14 protein-coding genes and 1 pseudogene are annotated in these 16065 nt (G+C 40.1%); 6 read left to right on the top strand and 9 right to left on the bottom strand.

Annotated elements, in window-relative coordinates:
* Positions 1-63: 63 nt before the first annotated feature.
* The 4 genes and pseudogenes from AC1FXZ_RS11380 to AC1FXZ_RS11365 form a co-directional block, all read right to left on the bottom strand.
* Positions 64-783 (bottom strand): annotated as a pseudogene (locus tag AC1FXZ_RS11380) (alpha/beta hydrolase fold domain-containing protein).
* Between the two features lie 389 nt (positions 784-1172).
* On the bottom strand, positions 1173-2888 hold the full coding sequence (locus AC1FXZ_RS11375; RefSeq protein WP_480053642.1) for a thiamine pyrophosphate-requiring protein: 1716 nt from the start codon (positions 2886-2888) through the stop codon (positions 1173-1175).
* Between the two features lie 21 nt (positions 2889-2909).
* Positions 2910-3830: a malate dehydrogenase gene (locus tag AC1FXZ_RS11370; RefSeq protein ID WP_480053640.1), complete on the bottom strand. Its 921-nt coding sequence runs from the start codon at positions 3828-3830 to the stop codon at positions 2910-2912.
* Positions 3831-3849: 19 nt separating this feature from the next.
* Positions 3850-4770, bottom strand: a complete 921-nt coding sequence (locus AC1FXZ_RS11365) for a ketopantoate reductase family protein (protein WP_480053638.1) — start codon at positions 4768-4770, stop codon at positions 3850-3852.
* Positions 4771-4999: 229 nt separating this feature from the next.
* Between AC1FXZ_RS11365 and AC1FXZ_RS11360 the strand changes: the two genes are divergently transcribed.
* From AC1FXZ_RS11360 to AC1FXZ_RS11335, 6 genes are all read left to right on the top strand, one after another.
* Positions 5000-5878, top strand: coding sequence for a LysR substrate-binding domain-containing protein (locus AC1FXZ_RS11360; protein ID WP_480053636.1), 879 nt, complete (start codon positions 5000-5002; stop codon positions 5876-5878).
* Between the two features lie 338 nt (positions 5879-6216).
* Positions 6217-6987, top strand: a complete 771-nt coding sequence (locus tag AC1FXZ_RS11355) for an IclR family transcriptional regulator (protein WP_480053634.1) — start codon at positions 6217-6219, stop codon at positions 6985-6987.
* Between the two features lie 16 nt (positions 6988-7003).
* On the top strand, positions 7004-8035 hold the full coding sequence (locus AC1FXZ_RS11350; protein ID WP_480053632.1) for a DctP family TRAP transporter solute-binding subunit: 1032 nt from the start codon (positions 7004-7006) through the stop codon (positions 8033-8035).
* 88 nt (positions 8036-8123) lie between these two features.
* Positions 8124-8609 carry a TRAP transporter small permease gene (locus tag AC1FXZ_RS11345; protein ID WP_480053630.1) on the top strand — a complete coding sequence of 162 codons (486 nt, stop codon included), beginning with the start codon at positions 8124-8126 and terminating at the stop codon, positions 8607-8609.
* Entirely contained in the window at positions 8606-9871 is a 1266-nt protein-coding gene (locus AC1FXZ_RS11340) for a TRAP transporter large permease (protein WP_480053628.1), read from the top strand. Before AC1FXZ_RS11345 ends, AC1FXZ_RS11340 begins: the two co-directional genes overlap by 4 nt.
* A 42-nt stretch (positions 9872-9913) precedes the next feature.
* Positions 9914-11380 (top strand): aldehyde dehydrogenase family protein, encoded by a 1467-nt coding sequence (locus AC1FXZ_RS11335; RefSeq protein ID WP_480053626.1) that lies wholly within the window; start codon positions 9914-9916, stop codon positions 11378-11380.
* Between the two features lie 401 nt (positions 11381-11781).
* Here the strand turns inward: AC1FXZ_RS11335 and AC1FXZ_RS11330 are convergent, their stop codons facing one another.
* The 5 genes from AC1FXZ_RS11330 to AC1FXZ_RS11310 all read right to left on the bottom strand — a co-directional run bounded on the left by AC1FXZ_RS11330 (position 11782) and on the right by AC1FXZ_RS11310 (position 16058).
* Positions 11782-12648, bottom strand: coding sequence for a hypothetical protein (locus tag AC1FXZ_RS11330; RefSeq protein WP_480053624.1), 867 nt, complete (start codon positions 12646-12648; stop codon positions 11782-11784).
* 158 nt (positions 12649-12806) lie between these two features.
* Entirely contained in the window at positions 12807-13520 is a 714-nt protein-coding gene (locus tag AC1FXZ_RS11325; protein WP_480053622.1) for a zinc ribbon domain-containing protein, read from the bottom strand.
* A 49-nt stretch (positions 13521-13569) separates the two neighbouring features.
* The gene (locus AC1FXZ_RS11320) at positions 13570-14325 is read right to left on the bottom strand and encodes a hypothetical protein (protein WP_480053620.1); all 756 of its coding nucleotides are present in this window, start codon (positions 14323-14325) and stop codon (positions 13570-13572) included.
* Between the two features lie 307 nt (positions 14326-14632).
* Positions 14633-15403, bottom strand: coding sequence for a PP2C family protein-serine/threonine phosphatase (locus tag AC1FXZ_RS11315; RefSeq protein WP_480053618.1), 771 nt, complete (start codon positions 15401-15403; stop codon positions 14633-14635).
* Positions 15393-16058 carry an FHA domain-containing protein gene (locus AC1FXZ_RS11310; protein WP_480053616.1) on the bottom strand — a complete coding sequence of 222 codons (666 nt, stop codon included), beginning with the start codon at positions 16056-16058 and terminating at the stop codon, positions 15393-15395. The genes AC1FXZ_RS11315 and AC1FXZ_RS11310 overlap by 11 nt, the downstream gene beginning before the upstream one ends.
* Positions 16059-16065: the final 7 nt, after the last annotated feature.

Below are 16065 nucleotides of genomic sequence, written 5' to 3'. Positions count from 1 at the left end.
TATTTTATCATAATTGGTAGTAATGGGAAATCATAGAAGGATCTATTATCGTCACTAGTAAATTCAATCAAACTTCAGGCACACATCCACGATTGTTTTAATCGCTCTTCTCGCCTCTGGTATTGGATAAAGTGGAAAGTCATGATTCATTTCCCGATATTCATAATAATTCAGTTTCACACCTTGCGACTTGGCAAGATCTCGAAACTTTCTTGCATCAGGCAACAACAACTCATTCGTTCCAACAAATAGAGAGATCTCGCCAAGCCCATTTAGCTTTCCGTTGATCGGACTTAGTAAATAGTGGTTTCAATCGGCACCACCAGCATACGCTTTCCCCATTTCAATAATCCCGTACAATCCCAACATCGAATCCTTCTTCTCGTATTCATCAATATCAGGATGCTTCATCGTAATATCAAGCCAAGGTGAAATCCAAATGATGTGCCTAGGTTGTGGCAATCCCATCTCCAAGAGCAATTGCGCAAGCGCGAGGGCAAAGCCTCCCCCAGCCGAGTCACCCATTAAAATGATGTTTCCCCCACTAACTTTTTGCAAAAGTTGTTCATAAAGTGGAAGCACTTTTGCAAATGACTCTTGATAATGATGGTTCGGTGCTTTCGGATAGATCGGCACCGTAATCGTAAAACCAGTCTCTTTTGCAATTTTCCCTAGAAATTTCCAGTGTTCAGTTTCCGGCTGATTGACATACCCACCACCGTGCAGATAGAGGATTTCTTTTTTCGAAGAGTCGTTATCTTCATTGAATATGTAACAATCCATTCCATGAAACGTTTGCTTCGTAATCGAGGACTTTCGCTGTATGCGATGAGGGATCACATATGGTTGTTGATTCTCAAAACGCATTTGTTCCATATAATCAGCAAAAAGCTTTTTATCCGTGAGCTTTTTTTTGGGACCATACTTAAAAAGGAAACGCTCGACTACTCTGCTTCGAATACTCCGCATGGTGATGCCCTCCTCTTTAACGTCAGCATGTTATGATATCCATATTTTAGCATATTGTTTTCGGTTATGATGGTAACGAAATTTTGTCAAACGCAAAAAAGTAAGCACCTGGTATCCTTACTTACCGGGATGCTTACTTCTGTTGAATTTTTTTCGAGAAGGCACGCGTTCCACTTGAACGCCACCTCACCTCTCATACCAGCCTAAACCTTCGGCAGATGAACATCCAAAACGGCAGATCGTCCTTCTTTCACTACCTGCAAGCATTCTGCTAATGCATCTTTTAATTCACTCGCTTGACTTACTTTTTTGGCATATGTTCCACCGGCCGCTTCTGCAATTTTTGATAAGTCGGCATCTGGTGTAAAATCAACGAAAAATTGATTTGTTTGCTGGGCAATGCCGTTTGGATGGACGCCTAGCGTTGAAAGCTTTGGTGATTTCCAGCCATGGTTGTTGTAAATAACGGTCAAGAACGGTGTCTCGTATCGTGTGGACATCCAATGTACCGTTGAAGGAATACTAAATAAGTATGCTCCATCACCTGTTAGACTAATGACTGTTTTATTCGGTTCAGCTAATTTCACTCCGATCGCTGCTCCTCCATTCCAACCTAAGGAACCAGCACCACTTCCAAATAATGAGCCACTTCGTTTGAGCTCTAAGTGGTTTGAGATCGTCGGATAGTTAGAAATTCCTTCATTAATAATGACTGTGTTCTGATCAATGACTTCGCGAACACATGCCGTTAAGTATTCAGGTGTAATATCATCATCATAAATGTCTTCTTTCACATGAAAAGTTTCCTTCAATTCACGGTGGATCGCTTCGTATTTATCCCAACGTTTTGAAATGATCGCCTTATCGATCACTTCATCCTTGCTAAATTCTTGGTTCAATTGTTGAAGCGCAATCAATGAATCGGCTTTGAAAAAATTCTTTGATGGGATATACCATAATGGCATTTGTTCCTTGATCGGATCAACGTCAATATAATAAACGGTCGCTTGTTTTTTTGGTTTGTTCTTTAACGGGATCCAAGGGACATCACTATCCAAAACTAAGATGACATCTGCTTCATCTAGCCACTTATTTTGGTCCGGTGTGTTCCATTGAAAGCCAATGTGCATCGGATGATCAGCTGGAAAGTTCATATAGTTCGGACACGATTCAAGTACCGGAATTGCCAATCGTTCAGAGAGCTTAATTAGTTCATTCACTGCTTCTTCTTGTCTGCCTAAATAAGACGTGACAATGAGTGGATTTTTCGCTTTTTGTAAGTCGTTTACCATTTCTTCCAATTGTTTTGGTGGAATCGCACTAGGTGCAATTGGCTCCCAAAGGGCCGTATCAATGGTTACTGGTTCTTCGATTACTTCTTCCATTACTTCTCGTGCTCCCATTAAATAAACAGGTCCTTTCGGGTCGCTTTTTGCAAACTGCATTGCCCGGTGCACTAATTGTTTGACATTTTTCCCTGACCTAATTTCATTGTTGTATTTCGAGTACCCTCTCATAATGCCACGTTGATCAAAGACATCTTGAATCCAATGAATAAATTCATTCCGGCTCCCTGTTAATTCACCTTCTTGTGTATAAGGAGAGGCTCCAGCAAAAATAAGGACAGGCACTCGCCCTTTTGCTGCATTATGAATCGCCCCACCGAGATTTTGCGTCCCACATTCTACATGTATAACCACAGCCTGAGGGATACCCGTTTTTTGCGCGTAGCCATGCGCTGCACTTAAGGCCACCATTTCATTTGGGCAAATAATCACTTCAGGTAAGTTCTTATTGCTTCTTTGTGCTTCAGCTAAACTTTCGATCATCGCTGGGTGATCACTGCCTAAGTTAGCAAAAATATAGGATACATTCGCTTCCTGTAACGCCTCTAGAAAAGCCGTGCTTGTTGTATACATATTATCTCCCTCTTTCTTCTATTATGAAAAATACGATTGATTTTCTGTGACAATGTCCTCGATCTTTTTTGCAGATTGTTTGAATGCACTTGCTTCACGATCATTGAGCTTCCATTCATGGATCGATTGAATTCCTTCATTGCTTACCGTTAAAGGAACGCCGATGCTAATATTACTTAGTCCGTATTCACCCGTTAAAACTGCTGACCCAATCGTTTCAGATGTTTCCACTCTCAAAAGCTTTCCGACCAATTTGCTTATCCCTTCACCAGTTGTCCAGCCAGTTGTCCGAGGTACATTCAGACGATTGAACCGAACAAACCATGTTTTTAATTCTTCATTAATACGTTCTTTCTGTTCCTCAGTAATCGCAAATTCGCTCCCGTTCTGCTTGACCTGTGAATACAGTGGGACTTGAGAATTTCCATGCTCGCCAATGACTGGGGTGCTGATCATCGAGTGAGGGTCTATATTCAATGTTTTTCGCAGTGCCCATTCAAACCGGTACGAGTCATTTAATGTATACCCAATCAGTTGATTGCGCTTGAAATCGAATTTTTTATAAAGGTAGTAATTTAGGACATCAACGGGATTTGAAGCGGTTACAATAATCGCATTCGGTGAATACCGTTTGATTTCAGTCCCTATTTTTTCAAAAATCGTCATGTTGTCATGTAAATAAGCATTTCTTGAAGTCACTTCACTACGGTTTGGAACACCCGCTGTAATAATGACAATCTTTGAACCTTGTAAATCCTCATAGGTCCCACGGTAAATATTTTCAGCTGGGAAGGCATTCTCAAAATCCATTACATGATTATCCAAAAGCTTTTCATTCACATCTATTAAACATAGTTCATCGATTAAACCACTCATAGATAACGTCATCGCACAAGCTGCACCTAATGTGCCAGCAGCTCCGATAATTGAGATTTTTGTCATTACTTCATCATCCTTTCTTTTATCTCGATTGTTCCAGCATTCGGATCAAATGATAAATCAAACGGTTTGTCGGGACCGAAATCTGGTGTTTTTCTGCTATTCTTACAATCGCACCATTTAAATAGTCAATTTCCGTCATCCGACCATTTTGCATATCTTGAACCATTGACGGCAAATGATTTCCTGACATTTTCGGATCAAAGCAATCAACAATCATCTTAAAAATTACATCTCGCTCTAGTTGGACGTCTTCTGCCTTTGCCACAATCATGATTTCACCAACAATGCTATCAATCACTTCTTCTATTTGACTGTAGTTTCCAACGGCTGAGACGGTATTGTTGATCAACGTGCAAAGTGTATTGAGTACCGAGTTAAATGCTACTTTGTTCCAAATACTAATCATTACATCAGAAGAGATTTCGACATTCATTCCCGCCTCATTCATGGCTTCTGCAATCGTTTCTATTTCCTTTGTCTGGTTCCCATCAACTTGCATAATTTGAACATGCCCGGAACCGAGAGCTTGAATTTTTCCAGGGGCGAGCAATTCTGTCCCGAATGTCGTAACCCCTGCTAACAGATGGCTTTTAGCAACATATTTCTCAAGCGTTTCAATATTTCCCAAGCCATTTTGTAACGTTAACACCCGGGTATTGCTACTTATTAAATGCTGACAGCTTTGAATCATCTTGTCGGTATCCATCGATTTCGTAAAAACGATCACTAAATCGAAATCTCCTTCACTCTCTTCTGGTAACGAAGCTCTCATTTTAAGAGTCTCTTTCCCATCTTCTCTCGTAATCTCTAATCCATGATTGTTAATTTCTTCTATATGCTGAGTCCATCTATCTACTAATAAAACCTTATTTCCAGCTTCAAATAGCATAGAGCCAAAGCGACAGCCCATTGCACCTGAACCTGCTATAGCAATTTTCATATCCATTCCCCCGTAGAAGATTTATATTTAACGTATATCACTTCTCTACTACTTTTAGAACACTCTATTAAGTGAAAAATGACTATGCTCCCTAACAATGGGTTCTATAATGCTAGACTTTTTTTGTGAATATTGTGTCCTTTTCTAAATTATAGAATATTCTGACCATTGATCAATACAATATTTACTATTATGATAATAGGTAACATCTATAGTTTGGGGTGATTTTATGGAGTTACGCCTTCTAGAATACTTTTTAACGGTTACAGAAGAGCTCCACTTTACAAGAGCTGCAGAAAAATTAGGAATTAGTCAACCAACGTTAAGTCAACAAATAAAGGTGCTCGAACATACTATTGGAACTCCCTTATTTAATAGAATAGGGAAAAAAATTAATTTAACAGAAGCCGGTAATGTATTAAAAAAACATGCGCTCCGCACGTTCTATGAGCTCGAGCAAGCAAAAGTGGCTATAAATGAGATTAATGGGCTTAAACGTGGTAAGTTGACTATAGGCTGCTGTGGATCTTATCTTCTGACATCTACAATTGTTTCTTTTCATCAGCAATACCCGAATATTAATCTTTCAATTGTAGAATTACCTACAGAAGACACGAAACAAGCACTATTAACCAATGAACTTGATATGGGAATCATCTATTTACCAGTTGAAGAGGAACAGGTTATTAGCGAACCACTGTTTAACGAGGAGTTTTATTTAGTCGTGTCAAAAAATCACGAACTTGCAAATGAAGAAACTATAGAGTTTAGACAATTAGAAGAGATTAAACTTATTCTTTTACGAAAAGATTTTTTAATTCGGCAGATTATTGATAAAAAATTAAAAAATGATGGACTACTCGAACCGATAATTGAACTGTCCACATTGGAATCAATAATACAACTAACAGCATTAAATATCGGAGCTACTATTCTTCCAGCAAATTATTTGAACAATATTGATAATCGAGAAGTCTGTAAAATAAAAATTACTGATATGCTTGAGCAAACAACAGTAGGAATCATTTTACGGAAGGATGTTTACCACTCTGAAAGTTTAAAAATGTTTATGAAACATTTAAAAAAAAGTTATTTTCATAGTTGTTGAAGCGAAGGATACAATTCAGAAAATAAAAATTATTCCGATTTCGGTATTGACAGCTAAGTACACCATCGTGTTATTATGACGATAGTTTCTGAAAAAAGTTATGTAAGCGTATACAGAACATACTAAGTGATTCAAAATTAAGTCTTTACCACACTTTGTTTACCTACATGTCCTTGTACAAATTGAAAGTGATTAGAAAAATAGTTGATATTTTTGTATATTGATTCATACACATTACTAAACCGATTACGAGAGGAGGAAACATTTATTTTTTTGCTTTGATAGTGAACACCTTGTTCAGATAGTGAACAAAATCCAAGACAAAGAAGTGAGTTACGATGAGCGACCAGTATTTATTGAAAACATTGTCCAATGCCATAGACGTCTTAAATTTATTTGAAGAAGAAGTTGAGCTGACCTCAAATGAAATTGAAAATAGAGTAAAAATGAATCGAACGAACCTGTTTCGTATTTTATATACCTTGCGAGAAGGAGGCATTTTAGAATGTGACAACGATACAGGGAAGTACCATATCGGTATAAAAATCGTTCACCTAGCCTCCCTATTTCTGAAGAGGCTAGATATTCGGACGATCAGTCATCCCTATTTAATTGAGTTACGAGACCAGTTAAAAGAAACCGTCCATCTCGTTGTAAAGAATAACGGCTTAGCAACATTTGTAGATAAAGTAGAATCAGGAGGAGATTTGGACCTGAATATGGGATCGTATATAGGGTGGAATGCTCCCCTTTATTGCACAGCTTCAGGGAAGTTGCTATTAAGCTATGAGTCAAATGACAAAATCGAAGACTATCTAAACAATACGAAGAGGAAAAAGTATACACATCATACGCTCACTAATGCAAACGCTTTCCTAGAAGAGATAGAAGAGATTCGACAACTAGGCTATGCGATGGATAGAGAAGAAATGGTTGAAGGCTTAACCTGTTTTGCGTGTCCTGTTCTCGACCATAACGGCAAAGTGATTGCGTCTATCAGTGTATCCGGTGCGACGACTCGGATAAATAACAAGAAAGACTTTGTCATTGAGAAGCTCGTTGAGACAGCTAACAATATAGCAGATTTAAAAAAGAAAATGCCAAATTAAAATGGGGGAATTTATTATGAAGAAATTTGTAACGAGAGGTCTTGCTGTTCTGTCATCTTTTGCCGTGTTAACAGCGTGTGGTAGTGGGGGGGGGCAACAAGCAGGCACAGAAAGTGAAGAACCAAGTGCCACTAGCAGCGATGAGGTCATCGAGCTACGCTTAGGTCATATTGCAACCGAAACAAACCCTTATCATTTATTAGCTTTAGAATATAAAGACTTAGTCGAAGAACGTACCGATGGCCAAGTCAAAATTAATATTTTTGCTAACGGCCAACTCGGACAAGAGCGCGAACTACTAGAATCGATGCAGTATGGAAATATTGATTTAGCCGTTATTACGAGTTCTCCTGTCACGAACTTTGTACCTGAGTTCGGTATTCTCGATGTTCCTTATTTATTTGAGGATTGGGATCATGCAGAGCGCTTCATTGAGTCTGATGTTGCCCAAGATCTCTTGCAAGAAACGGAAAGTGTTGGGATTAACAGCTACGCATTTGTCCCTAGAGGGTTTAGAAGTGTAACGAACTCAAAGCACCCTGTCCACACACCTGAAGACATGAATGGCCTAACATTACGAGTTATTGAAAGCGGCGTGTATTTAGACACGATTAACGAGTTAGGTGCTACTGCAACGGGAATGCCATGGTCTGATGCCTTCACTGCTATGCAACAAGGTGCGATTGACGGTCAAGAAAATGATTATACGATTAACTACACTCAAAATGTATTTGAAGTACAAAAGTATCTATCATTAACTGAGCATATTTTTGCCATCAATACACTCATGTCTAGTAAAGCAACAATCGATAAACTACCAGAAGATATCCAAGTAATCCTAGCTGAAGCCGCTGTAGACGCAGCTGCAACACTAGCCCAGCAGAACAAAGAGCTACAAGATGAGTTACGCGCGAACCTAGAAGCAGAAGGCATGGAAATCAATGAAGTCGATAAAGAGGCGTTCATGAACGCCGTACCGAACACACAAGCGAAGTATAGTGAACAATTCGGGGAAAACTATTACAAAGCAATCACAGACTTAAAATAAGAACGTGGAAGATCCCAGACCGAGGTCAGACCCCGGTCTGGGATACTCCTTCTAAAATGTTTTCATAGAAAGAGGGGAAAAAGTCTCTATGAAACTAGCAAATAAAATTAGCACAGTCATTGATAAAATTTGTCAACATATCATTACCTATTTGCTTGTGACGGTATCCATTGTGTTATTCATCCAGGTTTTTGCACGTTTTGTTCTTAATAGTGGGACGTTCTGGACAGATGAACTTGCTCGGTATGCGACAGTTTGGCTCGTGTTTTTAGGTGCTGCGATTGCAACGAAAGACAAATCACTAATGAGTGTCGATATTTTAGAAAGCTTTTTTCCAAGATTAAAAGGACTGCTCGGCATCATTCAAACTCTTATTATATTAATCTACGGAATCATTCTTGCTAAAGTAGGGTTCGGCACGCTTCAACTCGTACAGAATCAACTTTCTCCTAATATGTCAGTGCCAATGACATTCCTTTACGCCGTACTGCCGATATCGGCCTTTATTATGGTTATTCATCTAATCGTTCATTTGCTCCCTAAAAAAACAGGTCAAGGAGATGATTACGCATGATTACGATTTTACTAATCGTCGCACTGCTCCTTATGACCATGGGTATTCCAATTGCTGTCACGATTGGGGTTGTCTCGGTTGGGTATATTTTTCTAAACGACATTCCCGTTAACATCATTACTCAGCAAATTATCGGTGGGGTTGATGTTACATCATTACTAGCAATTCCTTTATTCATTCTAGCAGGTGACCTCATGAGTAAGGGCGGGCTTGCCAAACGTATGATCAACTTAGCGAGCTCACTTGTTGGAAGAGTCAGTGGTGGTTTAGGCCTTGTCACAGTCATTGCCTGCATGTTCTTTTCTGCCATTTCGGGTAGTGGTGTCGCCACAGCTGCCGCGTTAGGAAGCCTAATGATTCCAGCTATGGTGAACAAAGGATATGACCGTGGATTTGCCAGCTCGATTGTGGCAACAGCGAGTCCTTTAGGAGTTATCATTCCTCCTAGTATTTCCTTTATCATCTATAGCAGTTTAACAGGAGTTTCTGTCGCTGACTTGTATAAGGTTGGGATTCCAGCCGGGCTGCTAATTGGATTTGTTTTAATGATCCTAGTTTACTTTTTATCAAAAAAGCATGGCTATAAACCTGAAAATACGCCTTTTGATAGAAAAGAGTTTTGGTCTGCTTTCAAGAGCTCGATCTGGGCATTAGGAACGCCGGTCATTTTAGTCGGTGGGGTTTTCGGAGGTGTTTTCACCCCTACAGAATCAGCAGTTGCTGCCGTTTTCTACGCGTTGATTGTAGGGCTGTTTATTTATAAAGATTTGAAATTCAAAGACATTCTGCCACTTTTTTATGGCTCAGCAAAATTAACGGCAAATATTATGTTCATTATCGCCAATGCCTCCTTACTAGCATGGGTATTAACAGCAGAAGGCATTCCACAGAGCATTGTTGAAACATTCCTTGCAATATCTGACAACCCAATTATCATTCTCCTAATCATTAATTTCATCATCTTACTGATTGGATTGTTTATGGAAACCTCTGCGACATTAGTCATTCTTGTTCCATTGTTTTTACCGATTGTCACTAGTTTAGGAATGGACCCACTTCATTTTGGAATCGTCGTCGTAATCGGGACGGCAATCGGGTTAGCAACCCCACCATTTGGCGTATGTCTCTTTACCGCTGCTAGCGTTGGGAAAGTAAGCATTCAAAAGCTCACAAAGCACATTACCTTGCCAATTCTAGTCATGATTGCTTTATTACTATTCATTACATTTGTTCCTCAAGTTGTGATGTTTCTAGTTAATTAACAGACTAGTTACGATATATTTTATAAAAAGGATGGGATAGGTATGCAAGCAACGACAGCATTTAGCAATTGGAATAAACAGTACATCGGTGGTGTTTGGAAAGCCGGGAACAGCCAATACGATTATACAAATCAAAATCCATATGACAAATCTGCCTTAATTAAAATTCAGCTAGCTACTCGAGACGATATTGACAATGCTTACAAGGAAGCAAAAAAAGCGCAAGCAAAGTGGCAAAAAACATCAGCTTATGAACGCTCTGCCATCATGAAAAAATCGGCTGAGATTCTTGAAGGCAAACGAGAAGAGATTGTTGCTATGCTCGTAGCTGAAACAGGAAGTAGCCATGCAAAAGCAAATGCAGAAATCGACCTTGCTCTTGCTGACATTAATGAATTTGCATCGCTTCCACTCAAGATGAAAACAGAAACGGTTCCGTCTGTCGTCCCTGGCAAAGAAAACCGCATTTATCGCCTTCCTGTCGGTGTTGTCGGTGTCATCAGTCCGTTTAATTTTCCATTATACTTATCAATCCGTGCGATTGTACCGGCTCTTGCTGTTGGAAACGGAGTCGTTGTTAAGCCTGACCTTCAAACATTCATGTCAGGAGGGCTTATCATCGCGAAAATCTTTGAAGAAGCCGGCTTACCAAAAGGATTATTAAATGTCACTGTCGCTGATATTAACGAAATCGGAGATGCTTTTATCGAGCACCCGATTCCAAAGGTTATCTCATTCACAGGCTCAACAGCCGTCGGTCGCCATATCGCCGAGCTTTGTGCGAAAAATTTAAAACGAGTCGCGCTTGAGTTGGGAGGAAACAATGTCATGGTCGTCCTAGAGGATACCGACGTCGCACAAGCTGCCAGCGCCGCTGTTTTCGGAAAGTTTCTCCACCAAGGCCAAATTTGTATGGCATTGAACCGGATCATCGTCCATCGCAACATTTATGATGAGTTTGTCAAAGCATTTGCTGAGAAAACTGCAGCGATCAAAGTCGGAAACCCGGCTGATCCTGAAGTCTTTATTGGGCCGATCATCAGCCAAAGACAAGTGGATAAAATCCAAATGCTTATCGATCAGTCCATCGAAGAAGGCGCAAGCGTTGTTCATCGTGGCAATGTAACCGGTACATTAATGGAACCAGTCATTTTAGCTGATGTGACCAATGACATGGCGGTAGCTCAAAATGAACTGTTCGGCCCAGTTGCAGCTATCCTTCCTGTAGACAGTGAAGAAGAAGCGATTCAAATTGCCAATGACAGCGAATACGGGCTGAGTGGCTCCGTCTTTGCTGGTAGCGTCGAGCGAGGTGTTGATGTAGCCCTCCAAATTGAAACAGGCATGGTCCATGTCAATGACCAAAGCATTAACTGCGAACCGACCATTCCATTTGGTGGAGAAAAATGCTCTGGTCTAGGACGCTACGGTGGCGAATGGTCACTAGAAGAGTTCACGACACTGCGCTGGGTATCCGTACAAAACGAAAAACGCCCATTCCCATTTTAAAAGAGGGGTCAGTCCCCTCTTTATCGCTGCACAGCAGTGCCGGGGGGTCTGACCCCGATTCGACGATGTGGGCAGTTTCATGGCAGAGAGTTTGCCATGGAACTGCTTTTTTCGTTTTAATAGCAAATTTCGTTGTTTTTAGCGAATTTGTTAGATCCAGGATATCTAAACGAGCAATCACTTCCGTCAACCAGGCTCTTCCCCTACTTTTTTAGCGAAAATCCCAAAATAACGGTGAAATTTCCAATATAACGGTAATAATCTTAATATAACGGCGAAAGTGCATTATTAGCATTTTCACCTTTTTTATCTGCGATAAAGAGGTCAGACCCGCTGAATGAAACTAGAAAACTAATGTACCATTAACTGTTATGGTTAATTTTGACCCACACTCTGCACTCTCACTCCACTTCAACATCAACAAGCACTAATTCAAAAAGGGGATCAGCTTCAAATATGTTTAGATTTGTATTCATGCCCCTAATGATGACTTCCTCGTAATCTCCTTTGGTTACAGAGAAAATGAACATCGGATTATATGGCGAGGAAGATCTAGTGTCTGGTTCGTGTTGGTCGTTCATGTAATAATCGGGAAAATACTCGCTCACTTCCACCTCTATGCCACCACCTACCTGCAACGGCAAAGCATAGTCTTCTAAATCAATCTGAAACGTCCCTTTTGAACTTCCCTCTTCTAATACCTGAAATGTCATTGATTTTACCAAAAGCCCCTTGTCAAAAGCTTCCTCAACAGAATCAGTATCAAAATCCTCTGACGGAGCAATTCCACCATCCAGGTCCTCTGCTTCCACCTCAGGGATGCTTTTATCAAGGTCAACAAAAAAATAGCGGTCTCCTCGTTTTTCAAACGATAGTAACCACGGTGTGATCTTAGCATTCTCAAACGTAACCAAAACTGTATTTTCTTCCATCTGTTGCAACTCATAGTCATTTTGATCTAAACCAGTTAATCCGTCTTTTTTCGCTTCTTCCAAAATCAAATCGGTTGAAAACAATTTTCCATCTGCCTGATTTACTTCGGAAATTTTTTTGTAGTCATCTTCTATTACACCTGACATGAAATACTTGGCTGCGTTTAATAAAACCCACTCATTTTGTGCTTCAAAAATCGCTTTCTCTTTTATTTGCTGAACTGTCGGCATCCCCATATCATCATCAAGTTCCACCTGTTTGACTTCATTGCCCCCACAACCTGCCAGTAGTAATGCAGTAAACAATATCACCAATCCATTTAGTACAGTTTTCATGAAAAAACCTTCTTTCCTTTTGTACTTCCCCTCTACATATTACGGCTATTAAGAAAATTCCTGCTAAAACGTTATGCACAAGGTAGAAGACCACTACCTTGGACAACCATTTCTTAAACAAAAAGCACCGCCCAAAGACGGTGCTCAATCCTATCCGATTACTCGACCTTAAACCCACATTCCGTACAAAAAACGGCTTCTGCTTTAAGCTTCTCGCCACAATTTGTGCAGAATTTTACTTTCGGCGCTGCCTCAGTAGACGCTTGCGCTGACGCATTCGCCGGCGTAGCAGGTGCTTTCACCGGTTCAGTAGGTGCTTCCGCTGTCGTAGCAGTTTCCTTTTCCGTAAGCAACTCTGTCACATGCATATCAGCGTTTGGAGGCGCTTGTGGAGGTACATTGGTCTGCCTTTGTACCGGTTGTTGCGCTCTCTGTGCAGGTGCTGGTGCACTTTCCTGCCTTTGTACACGGTGGTTAGGCGCTTGTGCTGTATGATTGACTTGACCTTGGTCTTTGTTTTTAATAAAGAAAGAAGCAATCATCACAACAAGCGCTGCAGGAGTCATGTACACACCAATTAATGCAAAATCACGCATTTCCCCTGATAGCATAATTAAAGAATAGAAACCACCGACTACCAACAAAAGGATCAATGGAATCACTTTCGGCACAATAAGCAAGATGACTGCCAAAACGGTCATTACAATTTGAATCCATGCTAACACTAATAAATCAGCATCGCCGAATTCAAAAGCTACCTGAATATATTCGATCCCTGTCATTTCGCCAAAAAAGTAATCAAACATCGGTAAAAATAAAGAGACAATAATAAGAACAGCTGCAATTCTTCTTAATAGAAATTTTATATTCATAAACGAACCAACTCTCTTTTAAGATTTTCCTAACTGATCAGACTGTTTTCTACAGGTAGTCAAAAATACCAGAGAACTGTCCGACGATGCCGTCACCGATCACAGCTAAAATGATCATCAGTACCAAATACGTGCCCGCAATTCCATAATATAGGTCAAGTCCATTCGGGTCTTCACCTTTAATCGAGAACAGCGTAACCGCAACCGATAGAAAGAATCCTAAAAGACTTAAAAGGAATAAGATACTTCCAAACATATAGATTGATAGAAAAGCAAAAATAACTGAAACAACTGCCGTTAACATCGGCAATAGTAAGAACGTACCGAACTTAGCTGTTAATGTTTTAAAATCGATATTCGACTTCATTAACTTGCTCGCCCCAAACATGACAGCGATAAGAACAGCCATAAAAATAACAAGCATAAAGAACGGCTTTATAACCACTTCGCCAAACGGAATACTAACAAATCCACGGCTCATCTGATTCATGATCGTATAAGAAAATAATGGCAAGAAAAGAGAAAAGAGAACAATCGTAATAATTCCATTCACGAAATCATTGCTAGTAATCCTTCTGCTAAAGTTCATTGGGTTCTTAAGAACTTGCAGCATAAATTGATAATATTGCTTCCCTGCAGCCTTTCCTTGTTCTACATACTTATTTTTTTCCTGCGCTCCAGCATAAGCCTCCGTACTGCTAGCTGTTTGTTGCTGTGAATAAGTAACTTGCTGTTGCTCTGAAGGGACTTGTTGATTGGCTTCATCATTCAATACTTTTGTACCACAATGAAGACAAAACTTCATACCCTCCTCTAACGTTCCTTGACAGTTTCTACAGTTCACCGAACCACCCTTTCAAAATTTTTTAAATTAGATGATAAGTCCTGATTCAATAAGGCTAAATATATAGGTATAATTGTAAATTAACCTCCATCAAAATTCCGCAAGTTTCATTATAATATAAACACGCAATCTTTTATACAATTTTTTGATACTTTCCCATATTCTCTCCTATACTTATTACGCCAAAAGTCATATATGCCTATTAGATTTTGGGGTCAGACACCTCTTTACCACTGTACAGCAGTACCGAAGTGTCTGACCCCCTATCTTATACCTGCACCGCAATTATCGAGGCATTATCATCACTTTTGTTGTTTAGTGCTCGATACACACACTGCTTACACTGCTCATCTAGCTCTTCATTTTTATACTTACGGGCCACCTGGAATAACTCAAGCAACTCCTCTTCCTCTACGAAGTTATAAAGGCCATCTGAACAAAGAATGTAAATGTCTCCATCCTGAAAAGTTGCCGTTGCTATGTATGGATTAATTGTTTCAGACCCACCAATCCCTTCAGTTAGAACATGTTTTTCCTTGTGATCGATTAATTGTTGTTTCGTTATCAAACCCTGCTCATACTCCAACCAAGCGACAGTGTGAACTTTTGATAGTAGCTTGATTGTACCGTTTCGAATTCGGAAAACCTTTGTATCGCCTACGTTGCTTATGATCATGCGTCGGTCTAAAATATTGATCATCGATAATGTCGTAACCATCACATTTTTTGTTGCTTGGCCATGATTGTAGATATGTTTGTTGATTTGATCATATTTCTTTTTAATTACTTGCGTGAGATACCCAATCGTATAAACGTGATCGCTCCTAAGCTCAGCTTCAAGAGCTCTCACGGTCGCCAAACTCGCTTGCTTCCCAAACTTATGTCCACCTGCACCATCTGCAATACCAAAAGAGTACAAAATATGATCATGATAGAGGAGCAGCGAATCTTGATTTTCACTTCTCACTCCTCTATGTGAATAAGAACCATAACGGAGGGACAAGAGAGGCTGCGTTTCTTCCAATTGGCTATGATTCAACGCCTACCTCCACTGGGCTTAATGTCATTTCCGTTTGCCCAATTGTGAACGTTGTATTTAGATGGACCTCTATTTTTCCTTTGAAAGGGATCCCGTCAATAAAGGAACCGTTTTTACTATTTAAATCAACCAAGAAGATCTTATCCCCCTGTTTATGCAACATAACGTGACTTCGCCCGACAGCATGATCACTCTCTATTAGCACATCACACATAGCTGGGTCTCTTCCGATTAACGTCTTTTCCTCAGACAACTCTACCTCAACAAGCTGGCCCCCTTCTTGATAACAGAGAACCCCGAAAGGCTGTGCTTCATTGTTTACCGGAGCCACTTGTTCCTCCTGTCCTAATAGAACCGTTTCATCCAGATTGTTCCGAATGGTCTCCTTTTCTCGGGCTGTAAACGGAGTAATTTCTTCCATCACATCTGGCTTCCCCACAGAAGCTGCACGTTCCGGACTTTGGTTTCCTCTCTCTTGCCTTCGCTGGCCGATTACCTCCGTCTTGTCATACTGGGTAACAGGCTTTTCTTGAACTACATTTTGATCGTTTGCCACGTTTACAGCTTTGTTCGGTTTGTTCCTCACTAATAAAACGATCACGAGATTCATCACGACAATCACACCAATGATGACATAGAGTAAAATATTCTCCATCAGCTTC

The organism is Halalkalibacter sp. HAAS-P014 (assembly GCF_056619965.1).
The sequence above is the reverse complement of the archived record's forward strand: the minus strand, read 5'-3'. Positions and strand labels throughout refer to the sequence as shown.